Source organism: Robertmurraya phoenicis, assembly GCF_047302285.1.
GTDB lineage: Bacteria > Bacillota > Bacilli > Bacillales > Cytobacillaceae > Robertmurraya.
Genome location: NZ_CP154845.1, coordinates 3,086,235 through 3,104,764 on the forward strand (window position 1 = coordinate 3,086,235; position 18,530 = coordinate 3,104,764).

At 35.4% G+C, this 18,530-nt stretch carries 17 protein-coding genes; 5 read left to right on the top strand and 12 right to left on the bottom strand.

What is annotated here, in order from left to right:
* Positions 1 to 69: 69 nt before the first annotated feature.
* The 8 genes from AA0X71_RS15425 to AA0X71_RS15460 form a co-directional block, all read right to left on the bottom strand.
* A complete protein-coding gene (locus AA0X71_RS15425; protein ID WP_413356186.1) occupies positions 70 to 1,389 on the bottom strand; it encodes a TRAP transporter large permease in 1,320 nt (439 codons plus the stop codon).
* Complete coding sequence (locus AA0X71_RS15430) at positions 1,386 to 1,871, bottom strand: TRAP transporter small permease (protein ID WP_413356187.1); 486 nt, start codon at positions 1,869 to 1,871, stop codon at positions 1,386 to 1,388. The genes AA0X71_RS15425 and AA0X71_RS15430 overlap by 4 nt, the downstream gene beginning before the upstream one ends.
* An 11-nt stretch (positions 1,872 to 1,882) precedes the next feature.
* Positions 1,883 to 2,905, bottom strand: coding sequence for a TRAP transporter substrate-binding protein (locus AA0X71_RS15435; protein ID WP_413356188.1), 1,023 nt, complete (start codon positions 2,903 to 2,905; stop codon positions 1,883 to 1,885).
* A 63-nt stretch (positions 2,906 to 2,968) separates the two neighbouring features.
* Positions 2,969 to 3,889 carry an AEC family transporter gene (locus AA0X71_RS15440; protein WP_413356189.1) on the bottom strand — a complete coding sequence of 307 codons (921 nt, stop codon included), beginning with the start codon at positions 3,887 to 3,889 and terminating at the stop codon, positions 2,969 to 2,971.
* Between the two features lie 33 nt (positions 3,890 to 3,922).
* A complete protein-coding gene (locus AA0X71_RS15445; protein WP_413356190.1) occupies positions 3,923 to 5,554 on the bottom strand; it encodes an AMP-binding protein in 1,632 nt (543 codons plus the stop codon).
* Positions 5,555 to 5,617: 63 nt separating this feature from the next.
* Positions 5,618 to 6,808, bottom strand: a complete 1,191-nt coding sequence (locus AA0X71_RS15450) for a M24 family metallopeptidase (protein WP_413356191.1) — start codon at positions 6,806 to 6,808, stop codon at positions 5,618 to 5,620.
* Positions 6,809 to 6,811: 3 nt separating this feature from the next.
* On the bottom strand, positions 6,812 to 7,762 hold the full coding sequence (meaB, locus tag AA0X71_RS15455) for a methylmalonyl Co-A mutase-associated GTPase MeaB (protein WP_413356192.1): 951 nt from the start codon (positions 7,760 to 7,762) through the stop codon (positions 6,812 to 6,814).
* A gap of 354 nt (positions 7,763 to 8,116) precedes the next feature.
* Entirely contained in the window at positions 8,117 to 8,875 is a 759-nt protein-coding gene (locus tag AA0X71_RS15460) for a sigma-70 family RNA polymerase sigma factor (protein WP_413356193.1), read from the bottom strand.
* Positions 8,876 to 9,118: 243 nt separating this feature from the next.
* On the opposite strand from AA0X71_RS15460, the gene AA0X71_RS15465 reads away from it, so the two are divergent.
* The gene (locus AA0X71_RS15465; protein ID WP_413356194.1) at positions 9,119 to 9,358 is read left to right on the top strand and encodes a glutaredoxin family protein; all 240 of its coding nucleotides are present in this window, start codon (positions 9,119 to 9,121) and stop codon (positions 9,356 to 9,358) included.
* A gap of 566 nt (positions 9,359 to 9,924) precedes the next feature.
* Here the strand turns inward: AA0X71_RS15465 and AA0X71_RS15470 are convergent.
* Positions 9,925 to 10,158: a hypothetical protein gene (locus AA0X71_RS15470; protein ID WP_019152991.1), complete on the bottom strand. Its 234-nt coding sequence runs from the start codon at positions 10,156 to 10,158 to the stop codon at positions 9,925 to 9,927.
* Between the two features lie 76 nt (positions 10,159 to 10,234).
* Positions 10,235 to 11,449 carry an EAL-associated domain-containing protein gene (locus tag AA0X71_RS15475; RefSeq protein WP_413356195.1) on the bottom strand — a complete coding sequence of 405 codons (1,215 nt, stop codon included), beginning with the start codon at positions 11,447 to 11,449 and terminating at the stop codon, positions 10,235 to 10,237.
* Positions 11,450 to 11,767: 318 nt separating this feature from the next.
* Here AA0X71_RS15475 and AA0X71_RS15480 point away from each other — a divergent pair, with 318 nt between their 5' ends.
* Positions 11,768 to 12,634, top strand: a complete 867-nt coding sequence (locus AA0X71_RS15480) for a metallophosphoesterase (protein WP_413356196.1) — start codon at positions 11,768 to 11,770, stop codon at positions 12,632 to 12,634.
* 37 nt (positions 12,635 to 12,671) lie between these two features.
* On the opposite strand, the gene AA0X71_RS15485 is transcribed toward AA0X71_RS15480, so the two are convergent.
* On the bottom strand, positions 12,672 to 14,792 hold the full coding sequence (locus AA0X71_RS15485; protein ID WP_413356197.1) for an EAL domain-containing protein: 2,121 nt from the start codon (positions 14,790 to 14,792) through the stop codon (positions 12,672 to 12,674).
* Between the two features lie 416 nt (positions 14,793 to 15,208).
* On the opposite strand from AA0X71_RS15485, the gene AA0X71_RS15490 reads away from it, so the two are divergent.
* Positions 15,209 to 15,676: a YkyB family protein gene (locus AA0X71_RS15490; protein ID WP_413356198.1), complete on the top strand. Its 468-nt coding sequence runs from the start codon at positions 15,209 to 15,211 to the stop codon at positions 15,674 to 15,676.
* A gap of 74 nt (positions 15,677 to 15,750) precedes the next feature.
* Here the strand turns inward: AA0X71_RS15490 and AA0X71_RS15495 are convergent, their stop codons facing one another.
* The gene (locus tag AA0X71_RS15495; protein WP_413356199.1) at positions 15,751 to 16,656 is read right to left on the bottom strand and encodes a chemotaxis protein; all 906 of its coding nucleotides are present in this window, start codon (positions 16,654 to 16,656) and stop codon (positions 15,751 to 15,753) included.
* 248 nt (positions 16,657 to 16,904) lie between these two features.
* Between AA0X71_RS15495 and AA0X71_RS15500 the strand changes: the two genes are divergently transcribed.
* Together AA0X71_RS15500 and AA0X71_RS15505 are read left to right on the top strand one after the other, a co-directional pair.
* The gene (locus tag AA0X71_RS15500) at positions 16,905 to 17,108 is read left to right on the top strand and encodes a hypothetical protein (RefSeq protein ID WP_413356200.1); all 204 of its coding nucleotides are present in this window, start codon (positions 16,905 to 16,907) and stop codon (positions 17,106 to 17,108) included.
* Between the two features lie 164 nt (positions 17,109 to 17,272).
* Positions 17,273 to 18,403, top strand: coding sequence for an aminotransferase A (locus AA0X71_RS15505; RefSeq protein WP_413356201.1), 1,131 nt, complete (start codon positions 17,273 to 17,275; stop codon positions 18,401 to 18,403).
* Positions 18,404 to 18,530: the final 127 nt, after the last annotated feature.

Below are 18,530 nucleotides of genomic sequence, written 5' to 3' on the forward strand. Positions count from 1 at the left end.
TTCGCTCCTCTTTTAAATCCTTCAATCATTTTCCCCTCCAGTCTCTAATCTTCCCTATCATTCTTTCATTTAGTTCTTCAATAAATTAGGGAGAAATAAAGTTATTTCCGGAATATAAGTAACCAACAATAATACAACGATTGAAATTAATAAATAGGGTAATAAAGGTTTCGTTGTCTTCATAACCGAAACATTGGCGATTTTAGATGCCATCAGGAGATTTAATGCCATTGGTGGAGTAATTAAACCAATACATAAATTAGTTGTTTGAATAATCCCAAAATGCACCAAATCAATTCCCATCATTTGTACTAACGGTAAAAAAATAGGTGTTGTAATAATAATCGCTGTAATGGTTTCCATAAATGTACCTAAAATAAGATAGATTATATTAAGAAGTAGTAATATAACAAATGTATTATTTGTCCACGATAGAATCGTTTCAGCTAAAAATGATGGAAGTCGTTCCACCGTTATAATGTATCCGAACACGCCTGCTAAACTGACCATAATTAAAATTACCGCACTCGTAGTAGCAGATCGACCTGCTATTTGTAGAAGCTTCTTCCCAGTAATACTCTTATAATAAAAGAAAGCTGCCAAGATTCCATAAGCTACCGCAATGGCTCCTGATTCTGTTGGAGTAAACACACCTGAGTATATTCCACCCAATATAATTAGTGGCATTAATATCGCAGGTATCGCTGGAAGAATTAAGGAACGAGTATTTCTATTAACTTCCTTGGCAGATGCACTTTCTACTTCTCCTTCACCCAACCCATTGATATTCTCATTGATTTTATATTTTCTAATCATAAAATGATTAACGGTCATAAATCCTATTGCCATTAGCAATCCGGGAATAATCCCACCTAGGAATAGCATGGATACAGACACCTCTGCATTCAAGCCATATACAATCAAAGGAACACTTGGTGGGATCAATATTCCTAAAAATCCAGATGCAGCAGCTATTGCCACAGCAAAGCTACGATCATAACCCTTTTTCACCATTTCCGGAATCATTACACCACCGATTGCTGCAACAGTTGCAGCGGAGGAACCTGAAATAGCGCCAAAGAATGTACTGGCAATAACCGTTAAATGGCTTAATGATCCTTTTATCTTTCTTGTAAAAATAGATAAAAAGTTTACTAGATGGTTAGAAATTTTGGCCTCCTTCATAATATCGCCAGCAAAAATAAAGAAGGGGATTGCCATTAGAGCAAATGAGTCGACTGCACCAAAACTTCTCGTAATAAGAACGCTACTATTATCAGCTAAAGCTACAAAAATATAGATTAATGAGGAGAACCCAAAACTATATGCAACTGGCACTCCTATAAGAACCAAAATGAAAAAGAATAGAAGTATAAGTAGTGCACTCACAATGTTCCTCCTTCTTTATTTAATTGTTTTGATTTAAAAATAAGATAAAAAACATAAATCCCATTCAAAATCATTAGCAAACTCCCAATAAATAGTGCTGACATTGGCCAGACCATCGATATTTGTAATGCCGGAGTTACTTGCCCTGACTGCACTAATTGTAAGAGAACTTGATACGAAATATATCCGAATACAGAACCGAACAAAATGATAACAAAATGACGTGTTAAATCTACATACCGAAATATTGAACCCCCAAGAATGTGATCAAATATTTCTACATTTAAATGTGCTTTCTGCTTTATTGCAACAGCAGAGCCTATATACACGGTAAAAACCATTAAATATCGAATTACCTCTTCAAGCCATGGAAAAGACATTTCCAGTACATATCTTGTTATAACCTGAGATAAGGCCATCAATGTCATAATTAGCAGAAATGCACCACAAATTCCTTCTAAAAATGAATTCAGTCTGTTCATAGTTTTACACCCTATTCTCTATATTCAAGCATATCGTCAATTAGTTCTTGACCTAATTCTGGTGCTAACGCATCATACGTACCTTGAGCACTTTCTTGGAACCCTTTAATCGCTTCTTCACTCAATTCACTTACTTCGATTCCTGCTGCCTTCATTTCTTCACCTAGTTGTTTCGCTGTATCGCGACTGTATTGCCTTTGTTCAAGAGCCAAATCTACCGCCGTTTCTTCTAAAATTGTTCTTAAGTCTTCAGGTAGTTTATTCCATGTACTTTCACTGATCATCACCGCTAAAGGAGCGTAAATATGGTTTGTAAAGGTAAAATACGGTTGGACTTCATGTAATTTTGAGCCATATGTTAAAAGGGTACCGTTATCCTGTGCATCAATTGTTCCTTGTTGTAATGCTGTATAAACTTCACTAAACGCCATAGGAGTTGGTATTGCTCCTACTCTTTCGAACCAGTCTAACGATGGCTTGTTCTCGACAACCCTTATCTTAATTCCTTTTAAATCATCCACTGTTTCAATTGGACGTTTTGAATTGGACATAGCTCTCCAATCATTTTCCCAAAAAGATAATGCTAACATTTGCTTTTGAGAAATAGCTTCTTTCATCTTGTCTCCAATAGGACCATCCAAAATTTCATCCACTTTTACATTATCAGTTGGAAAGATATATGGTAAATCCCATACTTGAAGTTCTGGGACAAAATTCCCCATCGCAATCGTACTAATTAAACCCATTTCAAGTGTCCCTTGCTGAATAGCTTCTGTCATTTCTCGATCTGCCCCTAACTGACTAACAGGATAGGTTTCAACTTTTATTCTTCCTTCAGATTTTTTCTCTACTTCTTCAGCAAATAGACGTGCATACTTTTCCCATGGGTGATCCGCATCTGCAGGACCAACATGACCAAGTTTAAGGGTGAATTGCTCATCTTTTCCTCCAGTTTCACCACTAGAAGAGTTAGAACTACAAGCAGTCAGAAACATACTGAAAATTAGAATAGACAACAATAGTATTTTTTTCATAACCAATCTCCTCTTTTTTTATATTTTGTCTTTCGTTTTCCTCCACTTTGAATGTAAGAGAACCTACATGTAAATTTCTAAAAGATATAATAATGCTGTAATGGAAATAACACTTACAAGTGTATTAATGAATGTTGCATTGGCAACTAACCCTGGCTTAGCTTTATATTCTTCGGCTATCATCGTCATCAAGACTGCTGTAGGCATTGCATTCTGTAAAATCAAAACCTTTGCTGTTAACGGATCGAAGGAGCCAAAAGCTAATATCCCAATGGTTATGACCGGTCCTCCAATTAAACGGATTCCTGTTATTAAAGCGATGCTACTGATGAAATTTCCTTTTGAGTTTGTTGACTCATTTTGTACTTTCGTTCTAGAAAGTTGAATCCCTAAAATAAGTAATACAACTGGTACCATGGCATCGCCCATTAGTTTAATAGGATCATAGATAAAATCTGGGATTGAGATTTGAAAAACGAGAACGATAATCGCTAATAAAGTAGCGTAAGTAGTGGGTAACCTTAAGATGTTCTTAACACCTTTTACCCAGCTATCTCCTTCCAATGATGCAAAATACACCCCCAATGAATACATCAAGATAAAATTAAGCACAACAATAATGACACCTATCGAAAAAGCTTCATCACCATATGCAAACATCAGAATGGGCAATCCAAAATTTCCGGTATTAGGGAATACGGTCGAAAGTAATGCAGGATTTAATATTCCTTTATTTCCAGTAATCTTCATAATAAATACCGTTATAACTGCGATGATAATCGTAAAAATCACAATAACTAATACTACTTTCATGATGCTCGAGGCCGAGAGATTACTTCTGACCAGAAAACTAAAAATTAAAGCAGGACTTAATACGATCATCGAAAATTTAGAGATAGGTGAATAATCTACTTTCACAAATCTCCCAAATAAATAACCTGCCCCCAATATAATCAATACGGGTACAATAACATTAATAATCAAGTGAACACCTTCTAATAGAAAGCTTTTTTATAGCTATTTTTTTAATTTCAAACCATGTTTTTCTCGGTCCCATGTTGTATTAGAATGCCCTTTATCCCTCAATACTCCTTTTTTCAATTTCTCATTTGGGGTCTTGGGAAGACTCTCTACAAACTCTATAAATCTAGGAACTGCAAAGTATGGCATATTCTTTTCACAATAAGAATATAACTCCTCATGGGTTAATTCCTTGTCAAATTGTAAAACAACAAAGACCTTTACTTCGTCTTCTGCACCTGCACCATATTCTGATTTCACCGCAATAGCAGCGCTTTCTTTTACTTTTGGATGAGAATTGATGACGCTTTCAATTGTTTGTGAAGAGATATTTTCTCCACGTCTTCTTATGGCATCCTTTAAACGATCGACAAAATATAAATATCCGTCATCATCAATCCTTCCTAAGTCACCAGTATGAAACCATAAATTTCGCCATGCCTCAATCGTCTTTTCCGCTACATTGTGATATCCTTTCATCATAATTCCAGGGTATTTGGGTCTAACAACAATCTCCCCAATTTCACCGGGATGTACCCGTTCATCAGTTTCAGGATTAAAAACGGCTACTTCATACCAATCAAGAGGTCGACCGGCAGAACCAAGTTTAAGTGGCTCTTCTGCTTTCCGATAAGTAAACACGGAGGTTTCCGTCATCCCATACCCTTCGACACACTTCACAGCAAATCTGTTTTCAAAATCCTCCCCTATATCCTTAGGGGTAGGTAGTGCAAATACAATTCTTAATGGATTAATATGATCATTTTCTTGAACAGGTTGCCGATAAATGAATTCACACATAACACCTAAAGTATTCGTTACGGTGGCACCAACTTCCCGGACTTGTATTAACCATTTCGAAGCGCTGAAAGATGACCAAATACTAACTCTAGCCCCTACAATCAACGCAGGTAACACTTGCATAAACTGAGCATTGGCATGAAAAAGTGGAAGGCAAACATAGTACACATCGTTACTATTTAGTTGACCAATATCAATAATTGCTTGTGCAAATACACCTTCAAGTCCGTACGGCATAATTACACCCTTGGACAAACCAGTTGTTCCAGATGTATACATAATCGCACCAGTATCAAAATATTTCATTCGTTGCGGTTGTTTAATTGGTTCTGAATCTGCTAACGTTTCCCATTGAATGAGTTCCCATTCCGGATTCATATTGATTTCAGGAAAGGCCCCAATAACTATGATTTTTTTTACATACTTTAATTGATCAGCCACTTGATAAAATCTCGGTAAAAATTGTTCATGGATGATCGCAACTTTTGCCTGACAATCATTTGCTTCATGTATAAGAAAATTCCCTTTATAGTGGACATTAATGGGTACCTCAATTGCCCCAAGAAAATTAATGCTGAACCAACTATAAAGGATCTCTAAACAGTTCGGCAGCATAATCAATACCTTTTCCTGTTTCTCAACACCGATTTCTTTTAGTCCTCCTGAAACTCTCAAAGTTTGCTGATAGAGTTCTTTGTAAGTAATAGGGGTATCATTTTCCCATTGTAATGCTTGCGAATTTGGACTTTCTCTCGCTCTCTTTGATAACACATTGGATATGATCCATGAATCTTTAACATGATTAAAATCAACATTTTTAAGAGTCATATTCTCCCCCCAATAATCCATATAAACGAGTCGATATTGCAGCAGAATACAATAATTTAAAAGTTAGTCATGATAAAAAAGGTCATGTTCAAGCGAACCTAATACTTCATGTCCAGAGCTTGTAAGTAAAATATCATCTTCTACCATTACTGAGCCAAACCCCGGAATCATAAATTTTGGTTCAAGTGTAATGACAGCACCTTCTGGTAACGGCTCTTGAAAACCTAATCCTAAAACTGGGTCTTCATCGAGTTCTAAACCTATGGCATGGCCAATATAGCTGCCACGATTATTTCCAACTCCCATAAAATGATCGAGGTATCCCTTTTGTTCTGCCAATTTTTCAGCATGTAGAAATAGCTCTTCCCCGGTAACCCCTGGTCTAACTTTCTCTATAACTGATAAATGTAATTCCACCAAGTGATTCCATAAATCTTTCTGCCGCTCATTAGGCTTTCCTAAACAATATGTTCTTGCCATATCAGCGTGATATCCTTCTTTACAAATTCCATAATCTACAACAATAAGATCACCTTTTTGGATATATCTTGAAGAAGCTCCCCAAGGCAATGTTTCACTTAATCCCACACCAGTAACAGTCATGGCATGGCCTGATACTTCCCATGCATTTGGACCAGAAGTAACAATCCCTCCTCCGGGTAAAACTGCATCCCATCTGCGGAACCATACTAATCCATCTCCTCCATTACTCCGTGCTGCATATTCCATACTTGCAGAAAGTTCATATTCCGTTACACCCGCTCTTAGTGAATGTAATATAGCCTGATGGCCTTTTTTCCAAAGTTCAATAGACTGTTTGATTGTTTCAACTTCAATTTTTTCTTTCACTAAGCGTTGTTTTTTTATATGCTTTGAAACATTAACTAACTTGAAATCACTCAAGTTTTTCCTCACACTTAAGCCAATATTCGTAGGCAGTACATCATCTTGAACTCCGATTGTACTTCCTGTTTGAGGAGATATCCCTAATTCCGCCAACGCTTGAAGCATCTCTTTGAAGCTATTGGCTGAAATCAATTGCTTAATCCATGTTGCTTCCTTTGCCATTTCATGAGCTCTTCTAGTAAATAGAACAGGATTGCCGTCAGCCGGAACCCATAGATTAGATGGTTGGGCTGTTCCAGTATAGTAATATAGATCCCTTGAGTACATGATGAGTGCTGCTGTTATATCACTTTTTCTTAACCTTTCTTGAAGTTTTCGTACTCTTTCTTGAAAATGATTATTTTCCATTTTTCATTTCAACTCCTCCTGAAAATATAATTGGTAAATCTGTTCAACTGCTTCGCTAAGTTGGATCTCACCACTAAAAACAGTCTTTGCTGTATCATGAGCCTTGCCATTTTCAAATAAGCTGCTTAAATCTTTTAATAATTTCAAAGTTAATTTTTCTTTTACTTCGTTTTCTAATGTTTCAATTCTCTTACTATACAATTTTTCTTGTTGTTGTAAGAATATCCAATGGTCTTCGCATTCCTCTACAAGGTCATTTATTCCATCGCCTCTTGTTGCAATCGTTTTCATTACTTTTGGCACCCAATAAGCATTTTGTTTCGTAAAATGCAAAGTAGATGTTAGTTGTCTAACTGTATGATCAGCTTCTGGTCGGTCAGCCATATTCACGATAAAAATGTCCCCAACCTCCATTACTCCTGCCTTAAAAGCCTGCATCGTATCACCTAAACCTGGAGCGGCTGTCACAATCACCGTATCTGCAATACCCACTATATCAAGTTCAATTTGCCCAACTCCGACAGTCTCAATGAGGACAACGTCATGACCAGTGGCTTGCAGTAAGAATGCTGCTTTTCTAACCCCACTCGCTAATCCACCTTGAACATTTCTAGTTGCCATACTTCTTATAAACACTTTTGGATCAGTACTATGTCTTTGCATTCTAATTCGATCGCCTAAAATCGCTCCCTTTGAAAATACACTGGATGGGTCTACACAAATCACGCCAACTGACTTATCATTCTTTCGGTAATGGTTAATCATTTGGTCGACTATCGTGCTCTTTCCAGATCCTGGTGGACCTGTAATTCCTATAACTTGTGTAAATGTTTTTACTTCTAATAAATATTGTAAAAGTTCTTCAGAAAGCGGAGTGTTATTTTCTATCTCTGTTAATGCCTTTGCAATAGACAATTTGTCGCCTCTACTGATGTTTTCAAAAGATAAGCGCACTAAGATACCTCCTTAAAAATGTCTAATGGTCAGACAAATAATCTAGATAATTTAATTAAAAAATTTGAAAATCTCGCCATAGTAATTATTGAAGGCTTTTATACCTAGTTTGAAAATATCGAAACTAATACATCCCAAATGTGTTGCATGTATTGCGTCTTTCATGAAAATAGAATAAATATTGAATGTTAGAGTGAATGAGAGTTGTGTTTAATTGAAGTTCTATCGGTGAAGTGAACAGTTAATAAATCAATGTGTTCAAGATTGTTAGCCCTTTCATAAAGAACTAACTAGAAAGTAAGATTGTCAGACAATATAAAGTTTTTTAATAAATTTTAGCAAGGATTTATTATTTTAACTCTTTTCATAATCCCTAATCTTTTTGAATGCGCTTTCAATATGTTTATGAACCATTGAGTTCGCACACTCTAGTTTCCTTGCAATTTCTGTCTTACTATAACCTAGAAAAAAATACATAAAGATCGCGTCTTTTTGTTTTTCGTTTAAAAGTCTCATATAATTTTCTATTACCAGTTTATTTACTACCGCCTTTTCAATATTTGAATAAGCATCTGAAACAAAGGCATCATTGTTGATATTGAAACGATATGAACCTACATCAAGAAAGATGCTAACCACTTGTTGCATCCCATATACTAAGTCAAATGCATCGCCTCGTGAAATTTTAAATTCAGTCATCGTATCCTCAATCGTTGGATCCTTTTGTTTTTCTTTTCGAAATTTATCATAGAACAATAAGTACTTTGGATAGAGAGCTCTTATTCTTTGACTAATCGTCATAGAATTGGAGTTATTTGAACGTGAAAATTCTCTAATTTCGCCCTGAATACTTAAAAACAAATAGCGTACATATTCATTTGGTGATTTCTCTAAATCCAATTTTTTTATGCCTTTATATAATCCAATTAGGCACGCTTGGTGAAGGTCATCCCATTCAACCTTATGTTGTTGCATAAATCGTGCTGGGTTTTTCGTATATGCCTTAATCACATATTTGATAAACTTATCCACTTCCTCATGAGCCATTAACTCATTCATGTAGATTTCATCATGTCTAGCTTTTAAGAGTAGCGCCTTATCCCTTAGAATCAAAATACCCCCCTCTTTCTTAATCCCTTTGCTTAATAATATATTTTCGGATTGTATAAAAGTCAATATATTTTAAATATTATTTTTTATCAGTTTATTAAACTTTTATTCAAATTAGTATTTAAAACAAAAAATTCGTATTAAGAATATTATTTTTCAAAAACATAATTGTTGAAGCTAAATACTGTTAGTTCCATATGGAATCGCCTATACTTTATTTAATAAGATGAATCGGAGGAGAAAATATTGTCGAACATTACCATTTACACTCAACCAGATTGTCCACCATGTGAGATTGCCAAGCTATTTTTAAAAGAATATGGCTTCACATACGAACTGAGGGACATTAAAAAGGATAATAAAGCTCGCAATGAGCTCATAAATAAGTATCAGTCCTACTCGACACCAACCTTTGTTATTAACGACGAAACCGTCATAACAGGCTTTGAAATTGAAAAGCTAAAAGAAGCATTGAGCATTGAATAAATAGGAAAGAGGCTGGGTCAAAAAGTCGGTGGTACCGACTTTTTGATTCTAGTTTGGAGTGTATAAATTCCCTCAACTTGTGGATAAAGTGTTCGTATAAACAGTTGGAGTATCGGTATGAAAAAATAACAGGAAAAATTCCGCTTAATGAGCAAACATCATGAAAAAGAGCCGAAATAACAGGAAAAATTCCTGCTATTCAGTCAAAAAATGCCAAAATAAACGATTTTGCCCTCCATAAGCGGAAAAACTTCCGTTATTTCCTCTAAAAGGGACTCCATTGAGGAGATAACAGGAAAAATTCCGCTTAAGGGTGAGAGATAGTTGGAGCAAAATAGGGCCTTATAGTAGAAATTTAGACAAAGCGAAAATCGATTGAATTCTTGAAGGCTAATTTGAATTTTACTCGATTTTCTTGTACGAGGAAAATCGAAGGTAGAAAACGAAATGGGTCTTGCGTTAATGGAAAAATTTACATACAAAAATAGAGAAAGGTGAATTTGAGTACCCTCAAATTCACCTTTCTCATTAATTGAAGCTAGTTATGTCCCAGCCTCTTTTCAACTTCACCAATAAATAGCTGTAAAGACAATTAACAAAAGAACTAATAAAGCAAATGCGAGATACGTAATAAAAACTGGATTACGTTGATATATACCTTCCTGCACTCTTCCAGGAATGGCTGTATCAAGCTCACCTTTGAGCTTCTTTTGTGTCTTCGTCACAGCAAGCGTATACCCTAAGCCAAATAGAACGATTGCCACTGCGATGATGGTTAAGATAAGCATATAGGTTGTCAATTTTCTCACCCTTAAAGAGTTTATTACTATTAATATCCTCTAAAGGCATCCTATTATTCGATTTACCCTTACCAATTTACAGCAATTCTAGATTGTCTAAAATGAATTCATAGGAAATATCTATAAATAAGAATTGCTTATCTTTTAAAGGATAAGAATAGGTTCGCACGCTTTCTCCTGTCTCAATATCACTGTACAAATCAGATAAAATCCCTTTCTTTTCTTTTGTCATTTTAAGAATATTTTCAAGAAAATAAGGTCTCCAGCTCCAATTTTTATGTAGATACTCCTGTTGTACGAGCCATTCACTATGACTTTTAAAAAGGTTTGGAGATAATTGGAAACCGTTTTCGTCACAAATGTACAACCGAAAGGCGACATTCTCCATTTCTTTTCCTATTGCCTTTAATAATTCTTCATAATTCTCTATTTTACGATATTTTTGTAGCAGCTCAGATACGATCGTTTGGAATCCTTGTGTTTGTTCAAAAAGGGCCTCTAATTTTTTCTTCTCACTATCAATAAATTGCTGACACTCGTTTTTCAGTTTCTCCTTTAAAATATCATTGTCCACGAAATCAGCATTCGGTTTTTGCAAATAAAAGCCTTGATAATATCTACCACCGTTTTTCCAAGCATATTGAAGTTGGTACACCATTTCAATATTTTCAAATAAAAGTGTAGCTCCGATTTTCCTTGCCAATAAAGAATAGGAATAAATAATATCCTGAAAACTAGGAGCAAGCCTTGTTGACCTTAATGCTTGCAAATCGACCTTTAAAATATTGGGTGAAATAAGCCCGATCAAATCGATTTGGTGGCTATTATCCCCAAGCTTATCAAAAGCAATTTTAATTCCGTATGTTTTAAAGTAATTGATTAAATGCCCTATTCTTTCTGCATCATCTAAATGTTTATGAAAAGAAATTTCAATTACGATTCTCTCTATGCTGATCCCCTTTTTATCAAATTCAAGAAGAAGCTTAAGTAACTCTTCATCTTCATCATACAATAATAAATCAGCATCTCGATTTACAAAGAGCATGATATCTTCATCAAGTGCTGTTGATTGTTCAAGGGCTTTTCTTAAGACAGTATTATCAAGCTCCAGGCGGTATTCCTCAGGGATGCTTTCATCTAGAAAAAAAGGCCCAAGGCTGACATGGTCATCATCCGTTTTAAATCTACCCAAAATTTCATAGCCAATTACACGATGTTCATCAGCACTGAATATCGGTTGGAAGAATGGAACTACATTTTCTAGATCAGTTAAAATATCCAATGCATCCATTTACATCCCTCCTAACAAAATAAAGTGTTATCTTAGAGAAAATTATATCATGTTCCCACATAAGTGAATATTTCTGTTTTCATAATCTCATACAACCTATCCTTCTTTTTCATCCTTTTTTTTGTTAATATTAAGTGTACAGTAAATCATTTCACACCTTTAGGTACTATAAATTACGCTTCTATCATATGATTTAGGACAAACTTTTCATTCAAAAAAAACTTTTAATAGATTGAGATATTGCTTCACTTTTCTTTAGAAAAGCAGCAACAAAATAGTGATGAACTCGGAATTTTCAAAGTTAGGTTGGTTTAAAATATGTCCAAAAAAGTTTCAAGAAGATCTTTTATCAAACGATTTCTAGGTACTGTTTTAACAGCAATTGGATTGTCAGCAGGTGGTTATACGTATGCTGGAAAGATTGAACCCAACCTCTTAACCATTAATAAATATCGAATTCCACATCCGGATTTTCCAACTGGATTCAAGAGCTTGAAGATTGTGCAGTTTAGCGATACCCATTTGGGTTTTCAATACACGTTGAATCAGCTACAAGAATTAATAGTCGAAATTAATAATCAGAAGCCAGATATTCTCTTTTTTACTGGTGACTTACTGGATGAGCCCAATAAATATGGAGAATTCGAACGAACGATTTCGATTTTAAAGGAGCTAGAAGCCCCCCTTGGGAAGTATGCTGTCTATGGAAATCATGATCATGGAGGATATGGTACAGATATTTATAAGTACATTATGGAAGAATCAGGGTTTACCGTAATGTTAAATGAATCGATTAAAATAAGCAATGACGAAGATGCCATCTATTTGCTCGGCATTGATGATGCCATGCTTGGCCGTCCTGATATTAGTGAAGCGGTCTCGGATGTACCTGATAATTCCTACAAAATCCTTCTTTCTCATGCTCCTGATCTTGCAGATAGTGCAGCAAATTTTAATATCCAACTACAGTTGAGTGGTCATAGTCATGGGGGACAAATTCAAATTCCTTTTCTTGGCGCTTTAGTAAAACCTCCTTATGGTGAAAAATACTATGAAGGGTTTTACACTATTGGAGAACAATTTCCACTAACACTATACGTGAATAGGGGATTAGGAACGACTAGACTCCCATTCAGGTTCCTTTCAACCCCTGAATTGACCGTCTTTACCCTTTCAAGGGAGTAATTTAAAGGACACTCATCATACCCGAGTGTCCTTTTTCTTAATGAATGACGATTTCCTCATTGCTGTTAAAAATTTTGAATTCCACATCCTGAGCACTTATCGGTCGGGAAAATAAATATCCCTGACCTTTATGGCAGTTTGCTTTCATAAGAAAATCGGCTTGTTCTTTTTCTTCGATTCCTTCAGCCACTACCTCGATTCCGAGACTGTTTGCTAAATGGATAATGGTTGTCGTAATCGCTGCATCCTTTTCGCTATTTATGACATCTCGAACAAACGATTGATCAATTTTTAGGACATCAATTGGGAATTGCTTAATATAATTCAAGGAGGAATAGCCTGTCCCAAAATCATCAATCGAAATCGTTACCCCAAGTTCTTTGAGACTTTTGAGAATCGGCGATGTTTCTCCCGTATCCTGCATTGCCCCTTCAGTAATTTCGATCTCTAAAAGGGATGGTTCAATGTTATATTTACTGATTGATTCTTGTATCGTCTCAACCAATTTAGGCTGTAAAAACTGTTTCGGCGAAATGTTGATCGCGATCTTTATCCCGCTTCTGCCTAATTCTGACCATGCTTTAATTTGCTTACAGGCCGTATCGATGACCCAGTTTCCAATTGGAATGATGAGACCAGTATCTTCTGCCAATGGAATAAAATCTGCTGGTGAAATCATTCCTAGTTCTTTGCTATTCCAACGTATCAATGCTTCAAAGCTCTTCACTTTCCCCGTTGATAAATTCACCTGTGGTTGATAATACAAGATAAACTCATCACGAGCTAAAGCCTTTCTTAAGTGCGTCTCTAAAGAAACAATATGAGTTCCAGCTGAATTCATTTCTGTTCGGTAAAACTGGAAATGTGCCTTTCCCCTTTCCTTTACACGAAAGAGTGCCTCATCGGCATTTTTTATAATCGTTTCCGCGTTTCTTCCATCATGCGGATACATGCTAATACCGATACTTGGTGAGATAAAATATTCTTGGTAGTGAAGATAAAAGGACTTCGTAAAAAGAGAAAGAATTTTTTGAGCTAATAAAGTTGCCTCTTTTCTCGATCCTTCAAACAGTATACTAAATTCATCGCCACCTAGGCGGAAAACCTTTATATTATCTTTTTGAAATTCACTAAGTCGCTCAGCTACTTGAATTAAAATTTGGTCTCCAGCAAGATGGCCTAATGTGTCATTCAAGTACTTAAAGCGATCCAAATCGATCGAAAGTAAGGCAAACGTACCAGTATTTTTATTTTCCTTAATCAGACGTTCTAAATCATTTAACAATGCGCGACGATTATATAGACCAGTCAAATGGTCATGGAAAGCCATATATTTAATGGTTTCCGCATTTTGAGCTTGCTCAGAAATATCTCTTGTAATCACATACACACCATCGATTTTCGAATTGATGACAATCGGAATTGTTTTAAGATGTGTCGTTATACTATAACCCTTCGAATGAATCAAACGACAATCTAGAGATTCTAAAGCAGCTCCCGAATTCACTGTTTGTTGAAATAAATCAGTGAATTTCTCAATGTCTCCATCAGGAATTAAATCAAAAAAAGAACGGTGAGTCATTTGTTTTTCAGCATAGCCAGACAATTTTTGACCTGAAGGGTTCACTTCCAAGATCTTTCCCTCAAGTGAAACTGTGAAAACTCCATCTAATGTATGATCTACGATTGAACGATATTTTTGCTCAGCTTTAATTAAACGATTTCGTTCTTCTACTAACTCTGTAATATCTCTAGTTACAGCAACAATAAAGTTAATCTTATCATTCTCATCGCGAACTGGCGTTAATAAAGATTCTGTATAACCCATTCTCCCATTAGGAAACATGATTTGGTCAGAGTAGGTAACCGACTCATTTAAAAATAATACACGTTCATAGGCCTTCTTAATTTCTATGTAACGTTCAAATGGTAGGACATCCTCCATGGATTTCCCAATTGGATCTCCAGTTATTCCTGCGTACTCTAATCCCATTTCATTAACAAACAAATAATGAAATTTTGGACCGTCTTCTATTTTCATCACAAAAACCATATGTTTAACATAATTGAAAATTAAATTATAGATAATCGATTCTACTGTACTATCATCAGGTATTAATATCTCATTTTCCTTAGAATTCCTACGAACTGGCCACACCTTACCAACCTCATTCCATTGAAAAGGTTTTTTTCTCTTGAAGTATCTCTTTTCTATTTCAAGTAAAAACCTCGTTGTCTCTATCTATTATTTTTTCTGAATTAATGCATTAGTATAATATATTATAGCATTTATTAATTGTTTGAATCAATTTCATTATTAAGATAAAAACATAAAAAACGAACAATTATCTATGTAATTGGAATTTTTTGATTGTAATAACGAAAAATAAAAATAAAAATTAGATAATTATTCGCTTCTTTACCGATTTTTCGTTTTTCCTTTCTGTATAGCTTTGAGATCTCTATTTAGCATTTCCATTATGAGAAGATAATATCAAACAGCATTTCCTTTTTTATGAAAAAAAGGGTATACTATTACAAGAAGATAAATTAATTTTGAAAGGAGCAAGTATTTTGAATCGGGATAGGAATTATTCTCCTCAATTGGACCCAACGATTGATAACCTCTCACAAGCAATCTTCACCGTAAACCGTCATGCTAAAACTGCTCCAAATCCAAAGTATCTATACAAGTTGAAGCATGAAGCGTTAAAAAAATTGTTAAAGGAAGGTAAAGCGAAAAAAATGGGTCTTCACTTTTCTAACAATCCAAAATATAGTCAACAACAGTCTGATGTATTAGTTGTCTGCGGCAAATATTCTTTCCACTTGCCTCCTTCGAAGAGCGATTTCACACAATTACCTCATTTAGGAAAACTAGACAATAACGTCCGTAATCCGAGAGCACATCTTTCATTATCTGATGCGAAAAAATTACTCTCACTATACACAGGACTAAAAGAAGAAAATATTCAGTTCAATCAGAAAAAGAAAAAGTATGAAAAACCAGTTTTTAAAAGACTCGGGGAAAATTACTTTTGAGTCAAATAAAATCTACTATTTAAATATAGATGATAAAACGATCCCATTTAAGGGATCGTTTTTTTTTATACACTTTATAGGATAAGCTCATCAATGAGCAGTACTAATTCAGCAATTTCCGGCTTGCTCACCTGTCCGTTAGCTCCCACCATTTGACCTTTATGTCTTAAATCTTCTGTGATTAATGATGAAAAAATGATGACTGGGAGCTTGGAGAGATCCGAATGCTCTTTTATTCTTTTGGTTAGATGATGACCATCCATTTGCGGCATCTCAATATCTGTAATCACTAATTGAACGGTCTCTGTCACATTTCTACCAGAATCTATAAGTGATTCCAAATAATTTAATGCATCTCGGCCATTTTCAAAGAATTCAACCTGCTGAAATCCTGCTTCCGAAAGGGTATCACTTAAAAGCTTTCGTAAAAGCGGAGAATCCTCAGCCACGAGCAATCTTTTTGTTGAACGCTCTCTTTCGCCTAATTTTCTAATTTGCTGGACATTGATTCCAGATTCCGGGTTTATTTCAACAACAACCTTTTCAAAGTCTAATAATAAAACCATGTCTCCATGTAGTTTAACTACCCCAATCACCTGACTATCTGCACCCTGATACATTTCAGATGGCTTTTCAATTTGGTCCCATGAGATACGATGAATTTGTGTCACCGTATGGACATGGAAGACCACTTTTTGCTTATTGAACTCGGCCACGATAAATTTATCTTGAACAGGGTTTGTTGATTTTGGAAACCCAAGAGCTGTTGCTACGTCTACTACAGGTAGAACCTCTCCTCTTAATTCGATAATTCCTTCTACAGTTGGATGAGCATGAGGAATTTGTGTAATCGCAACAGGATTTATAATTTCTTTCACTTTTATCACATTAATTCCAAATTTATTTTTACCGATTGTAAATTCAACAATTTCTAATTCATTTGTTCCGCTTTCTAGTAATATCCCTTTGTTTGTTTCCATCCTAGTTCTTCCTTCCTATCTCATAAGTAGCATATATGTATTACTATACCATGAAAAGAATAAAGAACTAATTCCATATTTCAAGTATTTCGTAAAAAAATATGTCCTTTTTTCATTTGCAGTGTCGTCAATAAAATCATTATTGAGCATTATGTGAACATTTTAACGAACTTATAGACTTTTCTAGCGGTGAGGAATACAATTCAGGTGAACAAAAAAGTTAAGGAATAAAAGAGGTGCTATTGTAAATGAAGGGTACAGCCATTCTTTATAAAAAAGATCAGTCTCTTACCATAATTGAAAATATCGATCACACGGTCTTTAATGAAATTCAGAAACAATGTGGGTGTGAACAATGTACATGTAAATACGATAACAAAGTTGTCAATTTCGGCAATGTTTCACCAGTATTTTGGCATGAAGAAGAAATCGATTGGGATTATGGATATTAATCATTGAATAATTGGGTCATTACACCTCCCTCTGCACATTAGCAGAGGGAGATTTTTTATTTTGGTTATATTCAGCCCATCATTTCTGGGCCTTAATTTTAAACTGTAATTACATATTGTGACTCATTTTGTTAAAATAGAAATCATATTGGAGGTTGAAGATATTGGAACATTTAATTAATGATAAAGTCAAAAACATTGAAATATCTGGGATCCGCAAGTTTTTCAATTTGGTTGCTGGAACGAAGGATATGGTTTCCTTAACAATTGGGCAACCCGACTTTCCGACACCATCTCACGTGAAGGAAGCTGGAAAAAATGCAATTGATCAAAACTTTACATCCTATACACATAATGCAGGAACGATAGAGCTTAGACGAGCTGCAGCACAATTTGTTCACGAAAAATATCAGCTTCAATACAATCCTGAAACCGAGGTGATTACAACGGTTGGAGCGAGTGAAGCGATCGATATAGCCTTTAGAACGATATTAGAGGAAGATTGTGAGGTGCTCTTGCCTGGGCCAGTTTATCCTGGATATGAGCCAATCATTCGCTTATGTGGCGCGAAACCCATATATGCCGATACGACCAATAATCAATTTCGGATAACCGCTGAGATCATCGAACCATACATAACAGAAAAAACCCGTTGCATCGTTCTTCCTTATCCATCAAACCCGACGGGGGCAAGCTTAACAAAGGAAGAGATTATCGATATTGCCGCTCTTGTGAAGGATAGAGAAATATTTATTTTAGCGGATGAAATTTATAGTGAGCTTGTGTATGGGAGGGAGCATTTTTCAATCGGAACAGTGCTAAAGGAAAAGTCGATTATTATTAACGGCTTATCTAAGTCCCACTCCATGACGGGTTGGAGAATTGGTTTTATTTTTGCACCTGAAAATATCGCAAAACATATACTTAAGGTACATCAATATAATGTTTCTTGTGCGACTTCTATTTCTCAAATCGCAGCTATTGAAGCTTTGACAGTTGGGAAAGATGATGCACATGTGATGAAGGAAGAATATTTAAAAAGAAGAGATTATATGTATATGCGTCTTCAAAAGATGAACCTAGATGTGGTCAAACCAGATGGCGCTTTTTACTTCTTTGTCAAATTACCATCTCCATACTCAAGTTCTTTTGATTTCGCCTTATCGCTTGTTGAAAAAGTTGGAGTTGCGGTTGTCCCAGGTAGTGCCTTTTCACCATTAGGAGAAGGTTATGTCCGCTTGTCCTTCGCCTATTCGATGGAAACGATTGAAGAAGCTATGGATCGAATGGATTAATTTTTCCAGATGTAAAAAAATTAATCAAAAAGATAAGGCATCGAGTACATTTCTCTCGTTGCCTTTTACATTTTAAAGAATCTTATACTTTCTTTCTCTCCATAATATAAAAGGTACCGAGTACGCT

What these genes read in the sequence shown, in the direction of transcription:
- AA0X71_RS15430 (WP_413356187.1), bottom strand. Translation starts at nt 1,871, where the DNA reads ATGAACAGACTGAATTCATTTTTAGAAGGAATTTGTGGTGCATTTCTG.
- AA0X71_RS15435 (WP_413356188.1), bottom strand. Translation starts at nt 2,905, where the DNA reads ATGAAAAAAATACTATTGTTGTCTATTCTAATTTTCAGTATGTTTCTG.
- AA0X71_RS15445 (WP_413356190.1), bottom strand. Translation starts at nt 5,554, where the DNA reads ATGACTCTTAAAAATGTTGATTTTAATCATGTTAAAGATTCATGGATC.
- AA0X71_RS15450 (WP_413356191.1), bottom strand. Translation starts at nt 6,808, where the DNA reads ATGGAAAATAATCATTTTCAAGAAAGAGTACGAAAACTTCAAGAAAGG.
- AA0X71_RS15475 (WP_413356195.1), bottom strand. Translation starts at nt 11,449, where the DNA reads ATGGATGCATTGGATATTTTAACTGATCTAGAAAATGTAGTTCCATTC.
- AA0X71_RS15480 (WP_413356196.1), top strand. Translation starts at nt 11,768, where the DNA reads ATGTCCAAAAAAGTTTCAAGAAGATCTTTTATCAAACGATTTCTAGGT.
- AA0X71_RS15495 (WP_413356199.1), bottom strand. Translation starts at nt 16,656, where the DNA reads ATGGAAACAAACAAAGGGATATTACTAGAAAGCGGAACAAATGAATTA.
- AA0X71_RS15500 (WP_413356200.1), top strand. Translation starts at nt 16,905, where the DNA reads ATGAAGGGTACAGCCATTCTTTATAAAAAAGATCAGTCTCTTACCATA.